22 protein-coding genes are annotated in these 21,384 nt (G+C 44.4%); 8 read left to right on the top strand and 14 right to left on the bottom strand.

Going from position 1 to position 21,384, the window contains the following annotated elements; all coding sequences use genetic code 11:
- The first annotated feature begins 72 nt into the window (after positions 1 to 72).
- Positions 73 to 309, top strand: a complete 237-nt coding sequence (locus FTW16_RS10940) for a YdcH family protein (protein ID WP_146491071.1) — start codon at positions 73 to 75, stop codon at positions 307 to 309.
- A 204-nt stretch (positions 310 to 513) separates the two neighbouring features.
- On the opposite strand, the gene glpD is transcribed toward FTW16_RS10940, so the two are convergent.
- The 5 genes from glpD to FTW16_RS10915 form a co-directional block, all read right to left on the bottom strand.
- A complete protein-coding gene (glpD, locus tag FTW16_RS10935) occupies positions 514 to 2,073 on the bottom strand; it encodes a glycerol-3-phosphate dehydrogenase (protein ID WP_146491070.1) in 1,560 nt (519 codons plus the stop codon).
- Positions 2,074 to 2,340: 267 nt separating this feature from the next.
- Positions 2,341 to 3,126 carry a DeoR/GlpR family transcriptional regulator gene (locus FTW16_RS10930; protein ID WP_146491069.1) on the bottom strand — a complete coding sequence of 262 codons (786 nt, stop codon included), beginning with the start codon at positions 3,124 to 3,126 and terminating at the stop codon, positions 2,341 to 2,343.
- Positions 3,127 to 3,401: 275 nt separating this feature from the next.
- Positions 3,402 to 4,922, bottom strand: a complete 1,521-nt coding sequence (gene glpK / locus FTW16_RS10925; RefSeq protein WP_102478795.1) for a glycerol kinase GlpK — start codon at positions 4,920 to 4,922, stop codon at positions 3,402 to 3,404.
- 59 nt (positions 4,923 to 4,981) lie between these two features.
- Positions 4,982 to 5,836 (bottom strand): MIP/aquaporin family protein, encoded by an 855-nt coding sequence (locus tag FTW16_RS10920; RefSeq protein ID WP_146491068.1) that lies wholly within the window; start codon positions 5,834 to 5,836, stop codon positions 4,982 to 4,984.
- Between the two features lie 447 nt (positions 5,837 to 6,283).
- Entirely contained in the window at positions 6,284 to 6,715 is a 432-nt protein-coding gene (locus FTW16_RS10915; RefSeq protein ID WP_146491067.1) for a PACE efflux transporter, read from the bottom strand.
- A gap of 129 nt (positions 6,716 to 6,844) precedes the next feature.
- Here FTW16_RS10915 and FTW16_RS10910 point away from each other — a divergent pair, with 129 nt between their 5' ends.
- Entirely contained in the window at positions 6,845 to 7,732 is an 888-nt protein-coding gene (locus FTW16_RS10910) for a LysR family transcriptional regulator (RefSeq protein WP_146491066.1), read from the top strand.
- A 92-nt stretch (positions 7,733 to 7,824) separates the two neighbouring features.
- Here the strand turns inward: FTW16_RS10910 and arsB are convergent, their stop codons facing one another.
- From arsB to FTW16_RS10895, 3 genes are all read right to left on the bottom strand, one after another.
- Positions 7,825 to 8,880 carry an ACR3 family arsenite efflux transporter gene (arsB, locus tag FTW16_RS10905; protein ID WP_146491065.1) on the bottom strand — a complete coding sequence of 352 codons (1,056 nt, stop codon included), beginning with the start codon at positions 8,878 to 8,880 and terminating at the stop codon, positions 7,825 to 7,827.
- 102 nt (positions 8,881 to 8,982) lie between these two features.
- Positions 8,983 to 9,324, bottom strand: a complete 342-nt coding sequence (locus tag FTW16_RS10900) for an ArsR/SmtB family transcription factor (RefSeq protein WP_146491064.1) — start codon at positions 9,322 to 9,324, stop codon at positions 8,983 to 8,985.
- Between the two features lie 133 nt (positions 9,325 to 9,457).
- Entirely contained in the window at positions 9,458 to 9,982 is a 525-nt protein-coding gene (locus FTW16_RS10895; protein WP_146491063.1) for an HPP family protein, read from the bottom strand.
- A 139-nt stretch (positions 9,983 to 10,121) separates the two neighbouring features.
- Here FTW16_RS10895 and FTW16_RS10890 point away from each other — a divergent pair, with 139 nt between their 5' ends.
- A complete protein-coding gene (locus FTW16_RS10890) occupies positions 10,122 to 10,667 on the top strand; it encodes a TetR/AcrR family transcriptional regulator (protein ID WP_146491062.1) in 546 nt (181 codons plus the stop codon).
- A 47-nt stretch (positions 10,668 to 10,714) separates the two neighbouring features.
- Here the strand turns inward: FTW16_RS10890 and FTW16_RS10885 are convergent, their stop codons facing one another.
- Genes FTW16_RS10885 through FTW16_RS10875 form a run of 3 tightly spaced genes read right to left on the bottom strand, consistent with a single transcriptional unit; the run spans position 10,715 to position 14,143 of the window.
- The gene (locus tag FTW16_RS10885; RefSeq protein ID WP_146491061.1) at positions 10,715 to 12,328 is read right to left on the bottom strand and encodes a M48 family metallopeptidase; all 1,614 of its coding nucleotides are present in this window, start codon (positions 12,326 to 12,328) and stop codon (positions 10,715 to 10,717) included.
- On the bottom strand, positions 12,328 to 12,705 hold the full coding sequence (locus tag FTW16_RS10880; protein WP_146491060.1) for a hypothetical protein: 378 nt from the start codon (positions 12,703 to 12,705) through the stop codon (positions 12,328 to 12,330). The genes FTW16_RS10885 and FTW16_RS10880 overlap by 1 nt, the downstream gene beginning before the upstream one ends.
- A 31-nt stretch (positions 12,706 to 12,736) precedes the next feature.
- Positions 12,737 to 14,143: a CHASE2 domain-containing protein gene (locus tag FTW16_RS10875; RefSeq protein ID WP_146491059.1), complete on the bottom strand. Its 1,407-nt coding sequence runs from the start codon at positions 14,141 to 14,143 to the stop codon at positions 12,737 to 12,739.
- Between the two features lie 293 nt (positions 14,144 to 14,436).
- On the opposite strand from FTW16_RS10875, the gene FTW16_RS10870 reads away from it, so the two are divergent.
- The 3 genes from FTW16_RS10870 to FTW16_RS10860 all read left to right on the top strand — a co-directional run bounded on the left by FTW16_RS10870 (position 14,437) and on the right by FTW16_RS10860 (position 17,299).
- Positions 14,437 to 15,234: a Cof-type HAD-IIB family hydrolase gene (locus tag FTW16_RS10870; protein ID WP_146491058.1), complete on the top strand. Its 798-nt coding sequence runs from the start codon at positions 14,437 to 14,439 to the stop codon at positions 15,232 to 15,234.
- A 189-nt stretch (positions 15,235 to 15,423) separates the two neighbouring features.
- The gene (locus tag FTW16_RS10865; RefSeq protein ID WP_146491057.1) at positions 15,424 to 16,071 is read left to right on the top strand and encodes a DsbA family oxidoreductase; all 648 of its coding nucleotides are present in this window, start codon (positions 15,424 to 15,426) and stop codon (positions 16,069 to 16,071) included.
- Positions 16,072 to 16,105: 34 nt separating this feature from the next.
- Entirely contained in the window at positions 16,106 to 17,299 is a 1,194-nt protein-coding gene (locus FTW16_RS10860) for a winged helix-turn-helix domain-containing protein (RefSeq protein WP_146491056.1), read from the top strand.
- A 63-nt stretch (positions 17,300 to 17,362) separates the two neighbouring features.
- Here FTW16_RS10860 and FTW16_RS10855 read toward each other — a convergent pair whose 3' ends face one another.
- Positions 17,363 to 18,286, bottom strand: coding sequence for a LysR substrate-binding domain-containing protein (locus FTW16_RS10855; RefSeq protein WP_146491055.1), 924 nt, complete (start codon positions 18,284 to 18,286; stop codon positions 17,363 to 17,365).
- A 106-nt stretch (positions 18,287 to 18,392) separates the two neighbouring features.
- Between FTW16_RS10855 and FTW16_RS10850 the strand changes: the two genes are divergently transcribed.
- Positions 18,393 to 18,716 carry a putative quinol monooxygenase gene (locus FTW16_RS10850; RefSeq protein ID WP_146491054.1) on the top strand — a complete coding sequence of 108 codons (324 nt, stop codon included), beginning with the start codon at positions 18,393 to 18,395 and terminating at the stop codon, positions 18,714 to 18,716.
- A 3-nt stretch (positions 18,717 to 18,719) separates the two neighbouring features.
- Positions 18,720 to 19,694 (top strand): Gfo/Idh/MocA family protein, encoded by a 975-nt coding sequence (locus FTW16_RS10845; RefSeq protein ID WP_146491053.1) that lies wholly within the window; start codon positions 18,720 to 18,722, stop codon positions 19,692 to 19,694.
- A gap of 110 nt (positions 19,695 to 19,804) precedes the next feature.
- On the opposite strand, the gene FTW16_RS10840 is transcribed toward FTW16_RS10845, so the two are convergent.
- Together FTW16_RS10840 and FTW16_RS10835 are read right to left on the bottom strand one after the other, a co-directional pair.
- Entirely contained in the window at positions 19,805 to 20,443 is a 639-nt protein-coding gene (locus FTW16_RS10840; RefSeq protein ID WP_102438748.1) for a 2-dehydro-3-deoxy-6-phosphogalactonate aldolase, read from the bottom strand.
- A complete protein-coding gene (locus FTW16_RS10835) occupies positions 20,433 to 21,341 on the bottom strand; it encodes a 2-dehydro-3-deoxygalactonokinase (RefSeq protein ID WP_146491052.1) in 909 nt (302 codons plus the stop codon). The genes FTW16_RS10840 and FTW16_RS10835 overlap by 11 nt, the downstream gene beginning before the upstream one ends.
- Positions 21,342 to 21,384: the final 43 nt, after the last annotated feature.

Here is a 21,384-nt window from a genome sequence, read left to right as displayed (position 1 = left end):
TATTTGAGTCCCTTGCTAAGGTAAATAATGAATGCTTAATACCAATCACTTTACTCAACTTAAGAGGTTTCTATGCTAGGTGAAAATCACTCTCTTGTTCACGAATTTCCTGAAATGAAAGACAAAATTGCTGAGCTTGCTAAAACTGACGATGGCTTTGCAGAAGATATGAAGACATACGACAACCTTGATAAAGAGATTCGTAAACTAGAGCTGAAAGATTCACCCATTGATGACGGCTCGATGCACCAACTGAAACATGATCGTTCTGTACTTAAAGACGCACTGCACGCTCGCTTAACGGCTTAGTCAGTTGGCAATTTGGCTGATTAGCTAAATGGCGAATTGCAGATTTAGATACTAAAAACTCCTTCGGGAGTTTTTTTCGTTTTGGCTTACCCATTTTCTTCTGTACCCATAAGCTTGGGCTTCTTTGGATATAAAAAAGCTTAGCGCGGGGGACACTAAGCTTCGTTGTTCATCATGTTCTTGAAGCATGTCTAGCTGGTGGGGTTAGCCTACTTGAGAAAAGCTTACCACTTTACTTTGTAGTTTCTGTTTCAAGTAATCCGTCACCGCTTGTTGCTCTGATTCACTCATGTACAAGCCAAGTTTGGTTCTGCGCCACAAGATGTCTTCGTCAGTCATTGCCATCTCTTCATTGATCAAGTAATCGATTTCAACTTGATAAACGCCATGCGCTTCGCTTGAGAACTGGATGCCAAGGTCAGCTTCGCTATTTGCACCTTCCAATAGCTTCCATGTGTAAGTACCAAATTGAGTCACGTAGCGAAGCAATAGCGCTTCAGATGCCCAAGGGTATTTTGTGTGGATCATCTTCGCAAGCTGCTCTCTGCTGCAACTAAAGTTACCGCCTGGAAGCGTGTCGTTCGCTGTCCATGGTGCACCCATGTTGGTTAGGTGTGGCTCAAGCTTCTTAAGCGCCGCTTCGCCGAGCTTACGATAAGTGGTTAACTTGCCACCGAAGATCGAAAGCAGTGGTGCTTGATCAAGCTCTGCGTCCAATTCGAGCGTGTAGTCACGAGTGATCGCTTGCGGTGAATCAGATTCGTCGTCACAAAGCGGTCTTACGCCACTGTATGTCCAAACTACGTCTTCACGGCCAAGCTGTTTAACAAAGTGCTGGTTAACGATATCAATCAAGTAATCCACTTCAACATCATCAATTGCGACGTTACGAGGGTCGCCTTTGTATTCAAGGTCGGTGGTGCCGATGATCGAGAACTTATCTAGGTAAGGGATCATGAACACAATACGATTGTCTTTGTTTTGCAGAATGTACGCTTGTGGTTCGTCGTGAATGCGTGGCACAACAATGTGTGAGCCTTTGATCAGACGAATATTACGCGGTGAAGCCTGCTCTAATCCATCATCAAAGAACTGCTTAACCCAAGGGCCAGCCGCGTTAACCAGCGCTTTCGCTTTACGTTCAAAACGTTGGTTTGTCATCACATCAAGGATCGTCACATGCCAGATGCCGCCTTCACGGTGCGCTTTTTCAACTCGGCAGTAGTTACGAACTTCTGCGTTGTTCTCTTTTGCTGCCAACACGTTGAGCAATACCATACGCGCATCATCAACCCAGCAATCTGAGTATTCGAAGCCTGTCTTCATTTCTGGTTTCAGTAGGCCTGATTTCGCTAGGTTGACTGTCTTACTTCCCGGAAGAGTGGTGCGCTTACCCAAGTTATCGTAAAGGAATAGGCCACAGCGAATCATCCAAGCTGGGCGTAAAAATGGTCGATGAGGCAAACGGAAGCGCATTGGTTGAGCAACATGAGGTGCTTTTCTTAACAAGACTTCACGTTCAGCGAGTGCTTCCGAAACCAAACGAAATTCGTAATGTTCAAGGTAGCGTAGGCCACCGTGGATAAGCTTTGAGCTGGCTGAAGACGTCGCAGATGCGAAGTCATTTGCTTCGTATAAGCCAACGTTTAGACCACGACCTGATGCATCTGCCGCGATGCCTGCACCGTTGATGCCGCCGCCAATCACGATCAAGTCTAAAGTGGAAGATGTACTATTGTTTGAATTATTTTGTTGAGCACTCATGGTTTTGACCTCTTTCTGAGCGAACGAGCATTTTAGAACATAATTGAATCCTATATGAACTTTCGTTTGCGGTCATTTATTATTTTCGTTTATGCGCGTTTTATGTGATTTGCGCATAAAAAAACCTCTGCTTATGAAAGCAGAGGTTCAAATAAGTCTAATTCGAGCATAGAATCGACAGTGGTCGTGAGCAAGTTTTACTTTTTAACTTTTCTATAAAGAATCGTGATTCATTTAAGAAAGTGGCCTCATCGAGCACTGGGTGAGTTATTCGCTCACAGGGCGAGTTGTATCGATAACTTCTAACGGAATGTCTGAATCCTTAAGGATGTTCAGAATCTCTTCCGGCGGCTGCTTATTAGTAAACACCATGTGCGCCTGAGAGATATTACCCAGCTTAACCATTGCATTACGGCCAAACTTAGTGTGGTCGACAGCTAAGAAGATACTGCGGCTGTTCTCGATGATGGCTTGTTTCACGCGAACTTCGTGATAATCAAAATCGAGCAGTGAGCCATCAAAGTCGATGCCACTGATGCCTAAGATGCCAAAATCAAGGCGGAACTGCTTCACGAAATCCAGTGTTGCTTCACCTACGATACCGCCATCACGGTTTCTCACTTCGCCACCGGCCAAGATAACCTTTATCTCAGGGTTAGGCAGAAGAATGCTGGCAACGTTAATGTTGTTGGTGACAACTCGTAATTGTTTGTGATTTTTATTGAGCGCGCGTGCGACCGATTCTGGCGTGGTACCAATATCAACGAATAGAGTTGCACCGTCTGGGATATGCTTAACCAGTTCGTCGGCGATCACGTCTTTTTCGTTGAAATTAAGCGCTTTACGCGTGTTATAAGAGGTGTTTTCCGAGCTTAAAGGAATGGTTGCACCACCATGATAGCGACGAATTTTGTTGCTATCGGCCAGTTCGTTTAGGTCTCGTCTGATGGTTTGTGGGCTGACATCGAACTTTTCAACGAGCTCTTCGGTACTTACATATCCTTGTGTTTTAACCAGGTCTACAATCTGCTGGTGTCTTGGTATCTGCTTCACTTAACTTACCACTCCCTGCACGCCAAAGGCTCTGGCGCGTCAAAATCGAAAATATAAACTCACGCTATTGTGCTCGAATTGATGAAAAGAGAGAAGTAATGATGATAAGGAATCGTGTCTAAACCGCAAAAACGGTGCTCGTAACGTAAAACTTGAGCCTGAAACGCAAAAAAGAGCACAAAATAGTGCTCTTTTTAGTTTCGTTTACTGAGGTTCGAACAATCCAATCGACAAGAGAGTGACTATTCGAACTCCTCTGTTAACTCACGCTTAGATTACTCTTCGTCGTCATCGTGCAGTTCAGACCAAACCTGCGCACACTTGATAGCACGCTTCCAGCCTTTGTAACGGCGGTTACGCTTCTCTTCGTCGTGGTGTGGCATGAAGGTGCGGTTAAGAACGGCTTTGTCTTGAAGCTCATCAATGCTGTCCCAGAAACCAACCGCTAGGCCAGCAAGGTAAGCGGCACCAAGAGCGGTTACTTCCGTTACTTCAGGGCGGTGAACTTCAGTGTCAAGCACGTCTGATTGAAATTGCATTAGGAAGTTATTCGCTACTGCACCGCCATCAACACGTAGTTTCGCTAGCTTGATGCCTGAGTCAGCTTGCATCGCGTCTAGTACGTCACGAGTTTGGTAAGCAATACCTTCCAGCGTTGCACGGATGATGTGGTTAGAGTTAACACCACGAGTTAGGCCGACAATCGTACCGCGAGCGTAAGCATCCCAGTAGGGTGCGCCTAGGCCAGTGAATGCAGGAACCACGTAAACGCCGTTCGAAGAATCCACTTTAGTTGCGAAGTACTCAGAGTCTTCTGCGCCAGCCAGTAGCTTCATCTCATCACGTAGCCATTGGATTGATGCACCGCCCATGAATACCGCACCTTCCAGTGCGTATGCAGGTTCACCTTTAGGACCACATGCTAGTGTTGTTAGTAGGCCGTTTTTCGACGTTACTTTCTCTTGGCCTGTGTTCATCAGAAGGAAACAACCCGTGCCGTACGTGTTCTTCGCTTGTCCTGCTTCTACACACATTTGACCGTATAGTGCAGCTTGTTGGTCACCCGCAATACCCGCGATTGGGATACGAGTACCGCCTTTACCACCAAGGTTCGTTTGACCGTAAACCTCAGAAGAACGCTTCACTTCTGGCATCATTGATGAAGGGATACCCATCTCATCAAGTAGCTTTTGATCCCAGCATAGGTCGTTGATGTTAAATAACATAGTACGAGACGCGTTAGTGTAATCCGTAACGTGTACACGTCCTTGAGTCATCTTCCAAACTAACCAAGTATCAACGGTACCGAATAGTAATTTGCCTGCTTCAGCGTCTTCGCGAGCGCCTTCAACGTTGTCTAGAATCCATTTTACTTTTGTACCTGAGAAATACGGGTCAAGGACTAAGCCAGTATTGTCACGTACGTAGTCTTCTAGGCCACGTGCTTTTAGGTCTTCACAGATGTCTGCTGTACGGCGACACTGCCATACAATTGCGTTGTAAACCGGTTTGCCTGTTTCTTTGTTCCAAACAATGGTGGTTTCACGTTGGTTAGTGATACCAATCCCCGCTAACTCGTCGCTGCGAATGCCTGCTTTAGCAAGTGCTTCAACCAATGTAGAGCTTTGAGTCGCCCAGATTTCCATTGGATCATGCTCAACCCAGCCCGCTTTCGGGTAGATTTGAGTAAATTCTCGTTGAGAAGAGCTTACGATGTTTGCATCGTGGTCGAGGATTACAGCGCGAGAGCTTGTGGTGCCTTGGTCTAGGGCAACAATGTATTTTTGCTCGGTCATGGTAAGAATCCTTTTTCTTTTGTTATTTATATTTTAGTAAATGTAGGGTCGCTTAGGGATTAAGCTTGAGCTTGTTCAGCTTCTTCTGCTGTTTCACATTGGTTTGGAATTGTGCAGCCTTGGCCTTCTACTGGTAGGTAAGCACCGATAACACGTGGGTACAACCAACCGCCAAAACACGCACCAGCAATTGGAGCAAGAATTGGAACGATGAAGTAAGGAATATCACGAGCACCGCTCAATGCGAAATCCCAACCTGCAAAGTAAGCGAAAAGTTTTGGTCCAAAGTCACGAGCAGGGTTCATTGCGAAGCCAGTTAGTGGACCTAAAGAACCACCAATTACCGCAATAAGAATACCGATCAGCAGTGGGTTCATCGCGCCGCGAGATGCGCCATTGTTCTCATCACCTAGCGCCAAAATGGCAAACATCAACACAGCGGTAATCACGAATTCCACAGCAAAAGCGCCGAAGAAAGAGAGTGAAGCATGTGGGTAAGTCGAGAAGATACCAGCGGTTGATAGTGCGTCTTGGCTGCTACGAACGAAGTTATGTGCGATTTCGTAGTCAGTGAATAGGTTGCTGTATAGGCTGTAAACTAGAGCTGCCGAGCAGAATGCACCAAGTAGCTGAGAAATGATGTAAGGCAGCACTTTCGCTTTATCAAAGCCGTGGAACATAGCTAATGCAATGGTTACTGCAGGGTTTATATGTGCGCCTGACACGCCGGCAGTACAGTAAATTGCAATCGCAACACCGAAGCCCCAGATGATGCTGATTTCCCATTGTCCGAATGTCGCACCTGTTAATACCAGTGCGGCCACGCAGCCAACGCCAAAAAATATGAGTAATCCTGTACCGATAAATTCAGCCAAGCATTGCCCAAATAAAGAAGGGTGTTTATTTGTTGTCATGTTCGAGTCCTTTTTAGTTTTGCTTATCTAGCACGTGTATTGTGCATATATTTGCGAACTCGAAAATAAACGAACAACAAAAATGAGCGTTTGAGCATAAAATTGTTAATTAAAGTCACTTGAAATGTTAATCCGAACACTTTTGCTCGGAAAAGATGCTCGCATGAACGTCATTACTCGAATTGATAGGTTGCGAAGCCGCTCAAACTACCTATATGTAAACGGATGCGCAACTGGTACGAGGAGTTTATGTTTGGATTTGTGATGCTACTTCGTGAGTGGTGGATTATTAGACTTAATTACGAAGGGCTATGTGATGTTCTTGCTATGTTAGAAGGGCGTTAACAAATGAGCTTATATGCATAAATGAATAAACTGCCAGCTACGGTGTAGTTTGGCAGTTTAATTTGGGTGTTTGTTCTTGTTACAAGGTACGAAATTACAGTTCTAAACCAGAGCTGCAACTTTTCCTTTCGCTACCAATTGATCTCGAATCGAGTCATACGCCCAGTTGAATGCAATCGCGTAAAGTACGAAGAAAATCACTAGGCCGATGTCCATGATCAGTACGGTTAGGAAGTCGAGTTGTAGAACCCACATCAAGACAGGTAGAGTCACTGTCATTAAGCCAAGTTCAAAACCCAATCCGTGCACAACACGTGTTTTCTTGGTTCGTTTACTGCGGTCAGCTCCGAATACTTTGTCGTAGCCATAGTTGTAAATGTAGTTCCAAGCCATTGCTATCAAAGATATTGCGAGCGCTAAGCCTGCCATTTCACCTGCGCCGTTTCCTGTAATATAGGTTGCAAGCCCTGCCATCAAAACCAAAGCAACCAATTCAAATAGCACCATGTGTAACATGCGTTCTTTATGTGACATTTTCTAACTCTCTTTACGATTAAATAGCCGCCGATGGGCTAATGACTTGGCTAGATAATATCTATTTAAGTGATAATATAAAGATAGTTAGCATCACATATGGTGATGGTTGGTTTGTGGAGAAGCCAAATGTACAACATTGAACAGCTGAAAATGTTTGTGTATGCCGTTGAATTAGGGTCATTTTCTGCCAGTGCTCGTCATTTAGGGAAGGTGCAGTCGGCGGTGAGTCAAGGCATCAGTAATCTTGAAATTGATTTTAATGTTGAGCTTTTTGATCGCTCGACTCGAAAGCCTTCACTAACCAAGGCGGGCGAGCAGTTATTTAAACAGGTGAAAGCGATTGTACTTCAGGTTGAAGATCTGAATGTGACGGTTAATGCGATGGGGAGCGGTGAAGAGGGTCTCATCAAAATTGCATTAGATGATTCATTGTTGGTCCCGAACCTATCTAAGATCCTTAGTCAATTTAGTAAACAATTCCCTGCTACTGAAGTTGAACTGGTTGCTTGTACCACAACTGAGGTCAACCCGTTGATTATCGAAGAGAGAGCCGACATTGGATTGATGTTTACCAACTTGGCTTTTGACGTCGGCTCTGAGCCTTGTTTTATCGGCCACTTGCCGTTTATTGCTGTGTGTCATCCAAGTCATACGCTCGCAAAAACAGGTGTTGTGAAACTTTCTGATTTACTCCCGCATCGTCAGTTAATGTTGAGGGGAGACAAAGGTAAGGTGATGGATCAGTTTCCGCTGATTGCCGGCAAGGTATGGTGGTCGAACAGCTTTATTGTCATCAAAGAGGTGGTGCTCGGCAGTGACATTGGTTGGGCATATTTACCCAAACACCTTGTCGAAGATGAGTTGGATAAGCAACGTTTAGTGGAGATTAATGTCTCATTCGATCACAAAACATGGTCGCCGCCCGTTGATCTTGTTTTGTCTAAAACACGCTCGAAAGGGCCTGCATTGCTTTGGCTTGAACAAGCATTGAAAGGCCTATTGGACGAAACATAAGCTGGATGAGACTTAAATTGGAAGAAACTGAATAAAGAAAAGGCTCACAAAGTAATTTGTGAGCCTTTCTGTTTAAAGCGATACGCGATTTTCTAGTTCGCAGATTTCACTGTTAGACCGTTGTAGTACTTGTCTTTCATCTTAAGTGCAACGTTCACTAGGTAAATCAGCACAGGTACTTCAATCAGTGGCCCAATAACACCGGCAAACGCTTGGTCTGAGTTGATACCGAATACAGAGATTGCTACGGCAATCGCTAGCTCGAAGTTGTTACCCGTCGCTGTGAATGCAATTGATGCATTCTTGTCGTACTCAATGCCCATCTTCTTACCGATGAAGAAGCTGATGAAGAACATCGCTGTGAAGTAGATAGTCAGTGGGACAGCAATCAACAATACGTCCATTGGCAGTTCAACAATCATCTCGCCTTTTAGGCTGAACATTAGAACGATAGTTGCCAGTAGAGCAATCAGTGTGATTGGTGAGATGCGTGGAATAAACACGTCGTTGTACCACTGCTCGCCTTTCATCGACACTAGGATCTTACGGCTTAAGAAGCCCGCTAGGAATGGGATACCTAGGTAGATAAGAACACTGTGTGCAATATCGATCATCGAGATATCAACCATCATGCCTTCGTAACCAAATACTGGTGGAAGAACGCTGATGAATAGCCACGCCATAAAGCTGTAGCTCACCACTTGGAATGCACTGTTTAGAGCAACCAATGCCGCGCCGTACTCTTTGTTACCGCCGCCGATGTCGTTCCAAACCAGAACCATTGCCACACAACGAGCAAGACCAATCAGAATAACACCCACCATGTAACCTGGGTGATCACCTAAGAAAGTCAGTGCCAGTACAAACATGAGGATTGGGCCAACAAACCAGTTCATGATCAAAGAGAGCTTGATGGCTTTCTTATCTTTGACCACAGTGCCTAATAGGTTGTAGTTAACCTTAGCCAAAGGTGGATACATCATTAAGATAAGGCCAATCGCAAGTGGAATGTTGGTTGTGCCAACAGACATCGATTCGTTCCACTGTTCGATTTGTGGGAACAAGGTGCCAAGCAGTACACCAATGCCCATGGCGATGAAGATCCACAGCGTTAAGTAGCGATCGAGAAAACCTAATTTTGGTTTCATGATATTATCTCTTTGGTTGATATCGTTAATCGTCGAAAAGCGATATTTAAAGGCAAAAAATACGCTTAGTTTATTGTGTTCGACAAACTAAGCGTGGTTAATCTATTTTAAAATGGTGTCGATAAGCGATTCAAATTGCAGAATATTATCTCGGTTAATGCGATAGCACATCTTCGGTGGTATCGATTCGGCAGTGATAAAGCCTGAGTTCTTCAAGATTCGTAAGTGCTCAGATACCGTTGACTGAGCCAAACCTAATTCACTCACCAAGTCACTGTTCAAACAGCCGCCCGATTTTTCTAACGTTGAAAGGATACTCAATATACGTATTCTTGCCGGGTGAGCGAGCGCTTTCGCTAGAGCTGCCATTTGCTTTTCAGCTTCGGCATCACCATGTCCGATTGGTAGAGCACAGCCACCAGTTGTAGAGCAAGTTTCGTTCATATTGATGTTTCGCTTTCCATAATCGTTAAAAGACGATTAATAGTAAGCCCATTTTATGTAAGGGTCAATGTGATCTTGCAATTTGCTTTTAATTGGATGTCAAAATCCAAACTTACCATTGAAATCCAACGGACTAAGACTTGGATGAACCAAACCAGTATAACGGCCATTTTTGTTGTGAATCGCTGTTATTCAATAGCGCACTGATACCAACCAAAGCGATGCTGCCTACTAATACGGGAGTGAATAAGAACGTCCAATCCACATGTGCGGTACCTGCCAAGGCTATCACAATCGGATTAGCGCCAGCGGGTGGGTGAACCGCTCGACAGTATTGCATTAGCATGATGGATGAGCCGACAGCGATTGCCATGGTCAAATAAGAATCCCCAAAGCCATATAACGCGATTAAGCCCACAGCAGCCGAAATAAAGTGTCCCGCAATGACGTTTCTAGGTTGAGCTAACGGCGATGTAGGCACCGCAAACAGCAGTACGCACGTCGCACCAAATGGAGCCATTAACCACGGGAACCCAGAACTTTCTGCTAATAGGCACAAGGTTAAGATGCCTAGCGTACCGCCAATAAAACCTTTAATAAGCTGGCTAATGCTTGCTTTCGGAGGAAGGGCTCCACCACCAGATAGTTTGCTGATCATAATCGTTTCCTCTTCGTTTTCTGTTTTTATTGAAAGTGTACAGATCTGTACTGTTTGATTTGGATAATACAGATCTGTACACTTCTTGCAACGAGAAATTGAGCTCTACGATTTCAGAGCGATTTGAGGTTGATGAACGATGAGTAAAAAAGATTTGATTTTGGATGTAGCAGAGTCGTTGTTTAATCAGTTTGGCTATACCGCAGTTGGGGTGGATATGATCCGAGACGAAGCGGCGGTTTCCAAAACATCCATGTATCGCCATTTTGGATCGAAGACCAAGTTAATTGAAGCCGTGTTAGAAAGGCGTCATCAGCGTTTCGAGTCGAGTTTAGAAGCGGCGCTATCATCAACTTCTGGGATACAAAATCAACTCGATGCGCTGTTAGATTGGCACTTTGCTTGGTTTGAACAGCCTGACTTCAAAGGTTGCATGTTCATGCACGCACTCGCCGAATTTAAAGAGTCGGAAGATGACATTGCGATGCTTTCACAACAGCACAAATCATGGTTGAAAGAACTTATTGTGTCGTTGCTTCCGGAAAAGAAACCTCATGACGTGCGACCTGAAATGATGATGGTCTTTCTGGAGGGGCTGATTGTTCGAAGTGAGTTTCAGGGAAGCGAGGCTAATAGGCAAGACTACCGTGAAGTTTGGTTGAAGTTGGCAGGCGTGACCCCTTAGCAAATGAAGGCACCAATAATGAAATCTTTTACTGGTGCCTATTGTGACTAAAGTTCTACCAACGAGGTTAAAGAATTAAAAGAATCCATTAGGCTGCTACTTGATTCTGCGCTTTGTGGAATCGCAACTCCGGCACTGTTATGGCATTGAGCAACGATATTACTTTCACTTAATCCCTTACATTGTGTAAGAAGCTCCGCTACTTGGGTGTCATTTCCTAATGCTTTGTGTGCTGCAATGTACTCGGGGAAGAACGGAACTTGGGTTCCGATAACTTGTTCACCTTTTGCGAGAAGTTTGAGCGAGTTGGTTGGCTTTTTTTGTTCGCGATAAGATTGTGCAGCTAACGTGAAAGTTTGAATTGAGGCGTAGTCCCAGTTCTTGATCAGGGCTAGATTCTGCAGTGCTTTCGAGTCTAAGTTTTGTGCTTTTCGTACTCCATAGAAAGCTAAACGCGGGTAAGCATGATTTTTAGTTGGACCAGATACTGCTCTTCTTGCGAGCGTTTCTGCAGTTTTTATATCTCCAAACTCTAAGGCTTTAAAAGCCTCGGATGCATACCAATAGTTCTGTTGGATCTGCTTGCCTTTACCATTTTTTACCACCCTCTCGAATTCAGTCGATGACACGTATCTTTTACGCTCTTTTCTATATTCACGTTTAACGTAAGCTGATAGGTCTTTCTTGCGATCTATTGGAGAGGCATGTCTGGCAGAAAAACTCTGCAAAAGTTGAGTGCCAGCTTCATTTGCAGCTAAATAGCCTAAGTTACTCCATTTGTTTTCACTGGATAAGTGCTTACCCGCATCACTCGCTAGGCTAACAAAGCTTTGAAAGTCTTGTTTTTTTTCCTTGAGCTGAGCTGTTGTAAACTTCTGACTACTGTCTAGTCGTTCAAGTACTGGTGAGAAGGCTCTTGGGCTGTACCCCGCTTTTACTAAGAGATCCATGCCGAGTAGATCTGCTTCATCTTCAGCATTACGGCTCATTGAAGAGCTAATAACGTCTCGACTTAAGCGGTTAATGGTTAAACCCGCACGGTAGGAGTCTTTAATTAGATTTTTGGTCGAGCTTTTATTTTGGTTAGTTATTTTGTAACCATTGTTTGTCTTTTCCGTTTTCATATCAGTGATGAGTGCGGTACTCATTGCTATGTTTGCCGTTTTACTGACTAAAGCGCTTTGCTTAGCAAAGTATTCATTGGTGTCGTTATGCTTAAGTAAAATATGGGAAAGCTCATGTGCAATAATGAACGCTACCTCATCTTCAGATTCCGCATCGGCTAATACGCCTTGAGTGATGACGATGGTACTAGGTGTTGCATAAGCAGAGTAGCTGCGGTCAGATGAGACCATAATGGCAATGTCGTTATCGACAGGTTGGCCCCACTGCTTAAGAATTTTAGCTAAGATACCTTCTAGGTATTTATTAACGTATGGGTTTGCGATCAGGTCTTTATCGGCAGCGGCGCGCGTGTTGACTATATTCGCAAACTCAGCGCTCGCCTCGGTGTTTTTCTTAGGAGAATTTGTTTCACCAAGGTGTTGGTCGATATATTTACCATCGAAAGATTCATATTTGCTGCCTACAAGATTATTGAGGCTGTCGACGGCACATCCTGATATTAATAAAGGCGCAGCTAGCCAAAATAGTTTCTTCATTAGTTACACCCCTCACCTAAACCAAGGGTTGCGTAAGTACCACTGTCACTTTTGGCACTAATGACTTGTGTGCTACATACGACACTGGCCACCGCAGTTTTATTGAGCTGCACTTCGATTTGGTCAAACCATTTTTCTTGGCCATCAATTTTGACCATTACCATCTGTTCTTTGCGGTCATAGTTTTCAACAATGAGCCCACTTTGGGTTGGGTCAGGTAAAGTATTCGTTGATACGTCTGCGCATTCATTATTCTTGTCACACACCCAAACATTATCGACTAAAAAGCCAATAATCTTGACGTGGTCTTGCGCCATGGCTGCTGATGTCGAAAAACCTAATGATAAGCCTAGAACTAGCGTTGATAATAGTTTCATAAATGTTCCTTATTTACTGAATATTATGTGTTTATTGTATTTTTCTTAATTTATGCTTGGCTGTTTTTGCGAATACACAGGCTTTCTCTCGATATATTTCGAGTTTTGGCCTGAAAGCTTCAAATATGAAGAAGAAAAACACCGGCAAGTCGATAAAAATGATCAGAACCAATCCATACCAATTAGGTGCACCGACGTTAAGTACAAAGTGAGATATGGCAACTGAAATGGCGATGACAGCAATGATGATTATCATCGGAACGAAAGCGCCCCAAAGTTTTTGTCTTTCATTGAATTGCAGACTTTCTTGTTGTTCTAGAAAGTTAAAGCGAAACCAAATGACTAAAAATAGAACGATGGTTTGCACTGAAATCTCAACCATATCTGCAATACTTAGGTTAAATAACCCAGTGTCGTCAGGGGAACGCCAGTAGTCATCTTTAAGTGTGACTAGGTTATCGAGTGCCATAGCATGAAAGTAGACCCCAGGAAGCGTGCCGTGAACGGGTGAAACAACTAGATCGACACCACCAGTAACATGGTAACCAACGAGTACCATTTTCCCCTTAATGGCTTGTTTTAGTTCAGGTGAACCAGCTGCACCAGGAGCACTGAGCTTGGAAGCTGCAATAGTAAGAAAGGGCGGACAGCGTTTTCTGAGCGTGGCATCGACATCATTTTGGTCTTGTATGCCTTGAGTAAGGCTTACGACAAGTAACTCTTTTAACTGTTGAAACTGGCTGGTGTGTTCTCCACAGTCAAACCCAAGTGGAAAAAATGACTCCTGGTTACTAGCGTGTTTGTTGCTCCATTGGACAATGACCGCGTCATCCATATTGCCGATGGATGTGGTATCGCACTGTTTGTCTCGTGCGCACCAGTCTTGATACATCGCAGCCGCAACGGTGTTCATTGTCTTATCATTCCATGGGACAGACAACGGGTAGTATCGTCCTTCACCACTCCAAGATACTGCTGCCAGTTGTGCGACATTTGATATTTTGTGTCTTAGTGATTCCGGATCATTAAGTCTTTGTTCAGTGTCATAATTGGTGTTGCTGGCCATGAAAATGGGGAACTTCTGGTTATCCAGCATGCGCAACCAACGCTTTAGATTATCGGAATGCTCATGATGTTGAAGAATATCGTAGAACATGGATTGTGGTTCGTAACGTGAGATAGTTTTAAGTAGCCGGGCAAGATTTCGGTAGCTAACCGGGTAAGTGTTAGTTTCTTCTATATATTGGTCATCAATTAATACAACTACAATGTCTTCAGAAACTGTTTCACTAAAGAATGGAGACCATAATCTTAGAATATGATCTTCATAGTGGTCTTCGGCAGAGTTTCTGATTCCAAGTGGGTCAACAATGAAGACGACTAATATCAGGCTCGTTGTGATTAGGGCTTTAAGGAATATTTCGAAGCTAAAAAACATTAATCAACAACCATAAATTATAAATAAGCAATATGTAGGTGAACAACTCGTTGCAAAGTTGTGCAAAATAACACTGCCAGTGGTGTTTTTATGGGAGTAATATCACAAAAGTATGGCGTATTTATAAAGGGAACAATAAGTTAATGATGAGTCCCAGTTTTTTCACTTTTTATTGATTTTTATGTTAGTTATTTAATCGTGTTAGAGGGGAGCAATTAGGTTAGATTGAGATATAATCAACGACTTGCCCACGACATTGTGGACTCATTACAATTTTAAGGTAAGTATCTGAAATGCCACAACAGAACATCAAATTTATCGCCGCTGATATGGACGGCACTCTGCTTAATGAACACGGAAAGTTAGACGCTGAATTTTTCAATCTTTACGAGCGACTAGAGGCTCAAGACATCATTTTTGCTGCGGCATCGGGTCGTCAGTATTACAGCCTGATGGAGACATTTTCTCCGCTAAAAGATCGCATGATGTTTGTTGCTGAAAACGGCACATTAGTGATGCATAAAGGCCAAGAGCTCTACAGCTGTTTGCTAGATACAGATGCCATTAAAGACATCATCAAAGAAGCGCGTGCTATCGAAGGTGCCCATGTTGTGTTGTGTGGTAAGAAGTCGGCATACATCGAAACCAAAGACGAGCGTGCTCTAGAAGAAATCTCTAAGTACTACCATCGCCGTGAGCAAGTAGAAGACCTGTTGGCGGTTGAAGACGAATTTATCAAAGTTGCTATTTGCCACTTTGACGGCTCGCAAGAGAAAGTAAACCCAAGCATCGACGCTAAGTTTGGCGAAAATTACCAAGTGGTTGTGAGCGCAAAAATTTGGTTGGATGTGATGAACGCTGAAGCGTCAAAAGGTGCGGCGCTCAAGCATCTGCAAAACACATTAGGTTTCACTTACGAGCAGACCATGAGCTTTGGTGACTACCTGAATGACTTGGAAATGCTTAAAGAGAGCTACTACTCTTATGCAATGGAAAACGCACATCCTAAGCTGAAAGAGATCGCACGTTTTGGTGCGCCAAGTAACGTTGATGCGGGTGTGTTCCAAGTGCTAGAGAAGCTGCTAGCATAATGCGCTTTAGCTCGAACAGATTTTGGTCAAAGCCAACTCGGTAATATGAGTTGGCTTTTTTGTTGGCTACAGGTGCTGTGATTGGTATTAGTTGAATTTGAACGATTGTTCAGGTTGTTGTAGTCTGAAGATAAATTGGATGCCTGCTTTTACTGTAGACATGCCTTATCAACTATATTTGGAATGACGATGAGCAAGAAACTTCAACTCGATATTATTTCTGACGTAATGTGCCCTTGGTGCGTGGTCGGCTACAAAAACTTAGAGCAAGCCATTACGGAACTTGGCTTAGAACAACAGATTGAACTTGAATGGCGGCCGTTTGAGCTCAACCCTGATATGCCGCAAGAGGGTGAAAACCTGCGTGACCATATCATGAGAAAATACGGTTCTAGTGCAGAAGAGAGCCAAAATTCGCGTGAGCAACTGGCTGCTCGTGGCCAAGCTGTCGGGTTCGATTTCAATTTCTATGACAGCATGAGAATGGTTAATTCCCGTCACCTGCATGTGCTTCTCGATTTCGCACTGGCGCACGGTAAACAGACTGAATTAAAGCTACGCTTCTTTACGGCTCATTTTTCAGAGCAGAAAGATCTGTCTGATCTTGAGGTCATCGCGCAAGAACTTGAAGCGGTTGGGCTAGATTCAACCAAGGCACTGAAACGCCTAAATAACACAGACAACTTAAAGCAAATTGAAGCGCAAGAATTTGAATGGCAACGCATGGGCATCTCTGCGGTACCTACTGTGGTATTTAACCGCAAGAGTGCAGTCACTGGTGCGCAGACGGTCGAAACGTACAAGCAGATCCTTCAAGAGCTTATTGCTGAATCATAAGCCGATCATTGGTATCAATTAGAGTCTGAATTTCATGGAATCATTGTCACTCGCTCAAGCACAAAAAATTGTACTGCTTTCGCAAAAGCTGCCACCTAAAAAGCAATGTAATGGGGGCGCTTTGGCGAACACGCTGTCTGCGCTTGAAAACCTTGGCTATGTGCAAATTGATACCATTTCCGTGATTCAGCGAGCCCACCACCATACGTTGTGGAATCGCAATCAAGACTACCAACTGAATCACCTTGATAAGTTGTTAGAGCGTCGTGAAGTGTTTGAGTATTGGTCGCACGCCGCCGCGTATTTACCCATGCGAGATTATCGTTTCAGCTTGCATCGAAAGAATGGATTTACGAGCGGTAAGCTTAAGCATTGGTATAAAAAAGACGACGCACTGATGGCACATGTTCTCAAACGTATTGAGAGCGAAGGGCCATTAATGGCGAAAGACTTTGAAGGGGATAGACCAAACCCCGGTGGGTGGGGCGGTAAACCGGCCAAACAGGCGCTAGAGACCTTGTTTATGCAAGGTGACTTAATGGTGCCGAGCCGAGTAAACTTTCATAAGGTGTATGACTTAACCGAGCGAGTTTTGCCGAGCGGCATTGATACCTCTGAACCAACGGAACAAGAGTACATTGAGCATCTGATCACGCGTTATTTAGAAGCCAATGGTATGGGAATAGCATCGGAGATGAGCTATCTCCTCAAGAACACCAAACCTCTGATTCAGAAAACACTCCAGCAGATGCTTGAAGACAAACGAGTGATGAAAGTGAGTGTTCAAGGCTCTGATTATTATGTGCTGCCGGATGCTTTTGAACTGTTGAATCAGCCTCTTTCCAGGACTAAGCTTAAGATACTCTCGCCATTTGATAATCTGCTGATTCAACGTAAGCGAATGCAATCATTGTTCAACTTTGATTATCTTCTTGAGTGCTATGTTCCAGAAGCCAAGCGCCAGTTTGGTTACTTTAGTTTGCCGATTCTGTGGCAAGGTAAGCTGGTGGCGCGAATGGATTGTAAGGTCGACAGGAAGACCCGTTTACTCAATATTCGCAACTTGGTTGTTGAAGAGCGAATTAGAAACCATGAGTCATTGGTTCACGCTTTATGCGATGAGCTTAAACACTTCATGGTGTTCAACCAATGTGATGAGATGATCGTCCATTACACTACACCTTCTGATCTTGGTAAACGCTTGGTGAGCCATTGGCAAGGGCATTAACCTTCATCGTTGTTTTAAAGCCATTAGTAACGCAGACCACCTTAGTTACTCAGATCACCCTAGTTATTTAGAAAGCTCGGCTAGCAAGAACTCGACAAAGGTTCTGTTCTTCAACGACAGCTGCTTGGTTTTGTAGAGTAGGTGAATCGGCTTTGGTAATGGTGCCATGCCAGCTAAAATTTCCAACAGAGCACCACGCTCAATCTCTTCTGAGACTAAGATAGTCGGCTGCAACAACACGCCCACGCCTTGTAGGGCGGCATATCGCAACACATCCCCATTGTTAGACATCAAACGCACCTGCCCTTTATTCCCCGTGTTATGCGTTGCTTGGTGGTTCTTAGGGGCTAGGAGTTGCGAGTCACTGTTTTGGGTATCACGGCTATTCACATCACGACGACTGCTATAACTGAATCCAAGCGATGGGTGTTGTGCGAGATCTTCTAATACACGAATCTCTGCATGTTGGTTGAGGTACTCAGGAGCTGCGCAGTAACACATCTCGTAATCGCCTAAGTATCTGGCGACTAAACTGGAGTCAGACAGGTCACCAATTCGCACAATCAAATCAATATCGGAAGAGTAGGGATCAACAAGGTCGTTGTTCAGCATGAGTTCGACGTTGATTGTTGGGTGATTTGCGAGGAACTTCGCCACAATCGGGGCAAGCACTTTGTTCCCATAGGTGACTGGACAGTTTATTTTTACCGTGCCTTGTGGCTGCTTTTCTAAGGTTTGAATGAGGTTTTCAGCATTGCTGATGTCTTCAAGAATCCGCTTACATTCTCGATAGTAAAGCTGCCCTGAATCGGTTAAAGACTGCTTACGCGTGGTGCGGTGGATCAGCTCAGAGTTCAAACTGGTTTCTAAGGAATGGACATGCTTACTGATCATGGTCGCCGACAGGTTGAAGTGGTTTGCGGCGCTACGAAAGCTGCCCTGTTCTACTACGTAGACGAAGACTTTCATGCTGGTTAACTTATCCATTAAACACTCTTGGTTGATAAACAATAAACAAAAGGTGAGTTTATCAATTATTAGGGGTTAATTATATTAATGGCAAACCGATAATTAACTAAAATAAGAGCGTGAAATGCCTCAAACGAATGAAATCGTCTTTGTTACTGCCGAACTTAAGATGAAAACCAACATAGAGCGAGCTGCTGTGATTGAAGCCATCGAACAGTTTTGTTTAGACATGCAAAGCGAACCGGGCTGCCTACAAGCGATTGCAACCTATGATCAAAGCCAAAGCGATCGTGTGATCTTGCTTGAGCAATACGCAAACCGCGAGGCGATCAATCAGCACTTTGTGATGCCTCATACCAAAGCGTTTATTGAGCGTGGCATTACCGAGTTGGTTCAAGCATTCGAAACGCAACGTGGACCTATCAAAGCACAAGAGCAGGAGATCTAAGACATGAAATGGGGAATCCTAGGAACCAGCTTTATCTCAGGCGTCATGGCGGATGCGATCAAAGGCGATGCTCAAAGCGAGCTGTATGCCGTTGCTGGTCGTACTGAAAAAACACTTAACGAGTTTGCTGACCAATACCAACCAACACGAACCTTCAACAGCTATGACGCCTTGATTGAAGATGAGTCGGTCGACATTATCTACATTGCTCTACCAAACCATGTCCATCATGAGTATGTGATTAAAGCGGCTCAAAAAGGCAAAGCGATCTTGTGTGAGAAGTCTCTGTCGGTTGATATGGAAAAAACAGAACAAGCCTTGCAAGCGGTGAAAGATGCGGGTGTATTCTTTGCAGAAGGTCTGATGTATTTAAACCATCCACTTATCTCCAAGCTTCATCAAGAACTGGCAACTAGTGAGATCGGCGAAGTGCGCTCAATTCAAGGTTCCTACGTTGCGGCGATTGATCAGTTTGTGAATCCTGCAAGTAAAGGCGCGCTATACAACCTTGGCTGCTACCCAATGTCGCTGATTCACTCTGTCGCGCAGCAGCAATTTGGTGAGAGTGTGTTTGATGATGTGCAGATCTCAGCAATCGGTCGACGAGGCCCAGATGGCAATATCTGCGAATCGTCGGCGATGATGCATTTCAATGACCGCTTTACCGCGCAAATCCACACTGCTGAAGACCACGGCTTAAAGCATGGCTTTACGATCCTAGGTAGCAAAGGCTGCATTATGTTAGATACTAACCCATGGTTACCGACTGCAGAAAACACGTTTACGGTAGAGATCTACGAGACGTCGACACGTGAAGTGAAAGTCGAAGCGCAAGGTGATGGCTTCCATTATCAAGTGCGCAATATCCGCCAAGCGGTTGAGCAAGTTGACACACAACTTGCTGCGCCAATGGCAACCCACCAAGACTCTCGCGTAATCATGAAGTTATTAACTGATTGGGAACAAGCGGCGAGCTAATGTTTTAGTAAAAGGAATACGACTCATATTGTTCTGTATGACTTGATAACAAATCACGTAGACAAATATGAGCCGTATTGTGGTTCTGCTTACATTTTGGCTGAGCTTACTTAAGCTACAGACGCCTTAAAGGCGGTATTGAATGCTTTTGCATTAGCACGAATCTCGTCGTCAGATAAACCAGGCTTGTACAGTGACGCCCCTAAACCAAAACCTTTCGCACCGATGTCTAAGTATGGTTTCATGCTCTCGATGGTAGGGTTGATTCCCCCTACAGGTAAGCAGATTGCTTCGGGAGGAAGTACAGAATTCAACGCTTTAAAGCCATCAAGGCCAAGCACTGAAACTGGGAATAGCTTTAACCCTGTCGCACCGGCAGCAAGTGCAGCGAACGCCTCTGTTGGCGTAACAACACCAGGGAAGCTGACGCAACCTGCAGCCGCTGACATTTTCACGACCTGTTCGTTGAAGTTCGGCGTTACCACTAAGTTTGCACCTGTATCAATCACAGCTTGTGCTTTTTCTGGGGTGGTAACGGTACCCGCGCCAATTAAATATTGATCACCGAAATGTTCGACTAGCATTTTAATGCTGGTCAATGCATCTGGTGAGTTCAATGGCACTTCAATCATTGAGAAGCCTTCTTCAATCAAAATCTGTGTCACTCGAATACAGTCTGCTGGTTCCACACCACGGATAATGGCAACGAGTGGTAGGTGATCACTTAGATTAAAGTCTTTATTTGTCATGGTTCATTGCCTCTTTAATTTTTAACATTCCAGCGATGAAAGTGTCATCGCCATTCACGTATTCGGTTGTTTTATTTAGCTGACGACAGGCTTGGTCATAGCGTTCTGATAGGGCTTTTCCGCCCACCAAGTAGATGCTTTCTTGATGCAGTTCTCGTACTTCGTTGCCGATTAACAGCCCTGATAAATAATCAAGCACCTCACTCTCTTCTAGATTTCCGAATAGACGATGCGTTCTGGCTTTGAAGAGCTGATTAGTGATTGACGAGTTCGAGCTTTCCTCTACCCCTTTTACAAAAGCAGCGTTAGAGCTGACTTGTTTAGGTAAGCCACGCCCTAGGATTGTGTGTGTCGAAAGTGCAGAAAAAAGTTCGCCAGTCATGTAGGTTGAAAACGAGATTAACTTACCCGCTTCAATATTTGCGTGTTTGCTGTGAGTACCTGGAAAGGCTGCTTCAAGCGTCGGTTTGCTTGCTAACTCAAGAAGTCCAAACAACTGAACCTCTTCACCACGCATGACGTCGTAGTGGCCATGCTCATCACAATGGCTGACACCCGGAATGATGGTGGCTGTTGCCCCCCAAGGGAGGTCGAATTGGTGGGTGTTTTGAGCCAAGGACTCCACATTAGTTGGAGTGGAAACATACGGGACGTTGACCCAGCCCTGTGCAGAACCAACCATACCTGCCATGTAAATGGGTAAGTATTGGTATTCGCCGAGCCACTTGCTTAGTAATGATTCAAGTTCGGTTGCAAAGGCACCATCTTCAACTTGAAGCAGCCCCATTTTGCGTTCTGTTTTATCAACGACCTGTCCTTGTTCATCCATGGCAAAGGCACGAAAGTTTGTCGTTCCCCAATCCAGGATTAGCCAACTGATTTTGTTTTTTTGATTCATAATTACAGCTCACAGACGCGCCCTAAGGCGCGCAGTTTTAGGT

Origin of the sequence: Vibrio sp. T20 (assembly GCF_007858795.1) — a bacterium.
Lineage (GTDB): Bacteria > Pseudomonadota > Gammaproteobacteria > Enterobacterales > Vibrionaceae > Vibrio > Vibrio satsumensis.
Note: the sequence above shows the minus strand (reverse complement) of the source record. Positions and strands in the feature narration are given on the sequence as shown.

Excerpts from the sequence above, each read along its gene's own strand:
- FTW16_RS10860 (WP_146491056.1), top strand. The coding sequence starts at position 16,106 with ATGGAATCATTGTCACTCGCTCAAGCACAAAAAATTGTACTGCTTTCG.
- FTW16_RS10915 (WP_146491067.1), bottom strand. The coding sequence starts at position 6,715 with ATGTCACATAAAGAACGCATGTTACACATGGTGCTATTTGAATTGGTT.
- FTW16_RS10900 (WP_146491064.1), bottom strand. The coding sequence starts at position 9,324 with ATGAACGAAACTTGCTCTACAACTGGTGGCTGTGCTCTACCAATCGGA.
- FTW16_RS10895 (WP_146491063.1), bottom strand. The coding sequence starts at position 9,982 with ATGATCAGCAAACTATCTGGTGGTGGAGCCCTTCCTCCGAAAGCAAGC.
- arsB (WP_146491065.1), bottom strand. The coding sequence starts at position 8,880 with ATGAAACCAAAATTAGGTTTTCTCGATCGCTACTTAACGCTGTGGATC.
- FTW16_RS10845 (WP_146491053.1), top strand. The coding sequence starts at position 18,720 with ATGAAATGGGGAATCCTAGGAACCAGCTTTATCTCAGGCGTCATGGCG.
- FTW16_RS10850 (WP_146491054.1), top strand. The coding sequence starts at position 18,393 with ATGCCTCAAACGAATGAAATCGTCTTTGTTACTGCCGAACTTAAGATG.
- FTW16_RS10865 (WP_146491057.1), top strand. The coding sequence starts at position 15,424 with ATGAGCAAGAAACTTCAACTCGATATTATTTCTGACGTAATGTGCCCT.
- glpK (WP_102478795.1), bottom strand. The coding sequence starts at position 4,922 with ATGACCGAGCAAAAATACATTGTTGCCCTAGACCAAGGCACCACAAGC.
- FTW16_RS10875 (WP_146491059.1), bottom strand. The coding sequence starts at position 14,143 with ATGTTTTTTAGCTTCGAAATATTCCTTAAAGCCCTAATCACAACGAGC.
- FTW16_RS10880 (WP_146491060.1), bottom strand. The coding sequence starts at position 12,705 with ATGAAACTATTATCAACGCTAGTTCTAGGCTTATCATTAGGTTTTTCG.
- FTW16_RS10910 (WP_146491066.1), top strand. The coding sequence starts at position 6,845 with ATGTACAACATTGAACAGCTGAAAATGTTTGTGTATGCCGTTGAATTA.
- FTW16_RS10855 (WP_146491055.1), bottom strand. The coding sequence starts at position 18,286 with ATGGATAAGTTAACCAGCATGAAAGTCTTCGTCTACGTAGTAGAACAG.
- FTW16_RS10920 (WP_146491068.1), bottom strand. The coding sequence starts at position 5,836 with ATGACAACAAATAAACACCCTTCTTTATTTGGGCAATGCTTGGCTGAA.
- FTW16_RS10870 (WP_146491058.1), top strand. The coding sequence starts at position 14,437 with ATGCCACAACAGAACATCAAATTTATCGCCGCTGATATGGACGGCACT.
- glpD (WP_146491070.1), bottom strand. The coding sequence starts at position 2,073 with ATGAGTGCTCAACAAAATAATTCAAACAATAGTACATCTTCCACTTTA.
- FTW16_RS10890 (WP_146491062.1), top strand. The coding sequence starts at position 10,122 with ATGAGTAAAAAAGATTTGATTTTGGATGTAGCAGAGTCGTTGTTTAAT.
- FTW16_RS10940 (WP_146491071.1), top strand. The coding sequence starts at position 73 with ATGCTAGGTGAAAATCACTCTCTTGTTCACGAATTTCCTGAAATGAAA.
- FTW16_RS10840 (WP_102438748.1), bottom strand. The coding sequence starts at position 20,443 with ATGACAAATAAAGACTTTAATCTAAGTGATCACCTACCACTCGTTGCC.
- FTW16_RS10835 (WP_146491052.1), bottom strand. The coding sequence starts at position 21,341 with ATGAATCAAAAAAACAAAATCAGTTGGCTAATCCTGGATTGGGGAACG.
- FTW16_RS10885 (WP_146491061.1), bottom strand. The coding sequence starts at position 12,328 with ATGAAGAAACTATTTTGGCTAGCTGCGCCTTTATTAATATCAGGATGT.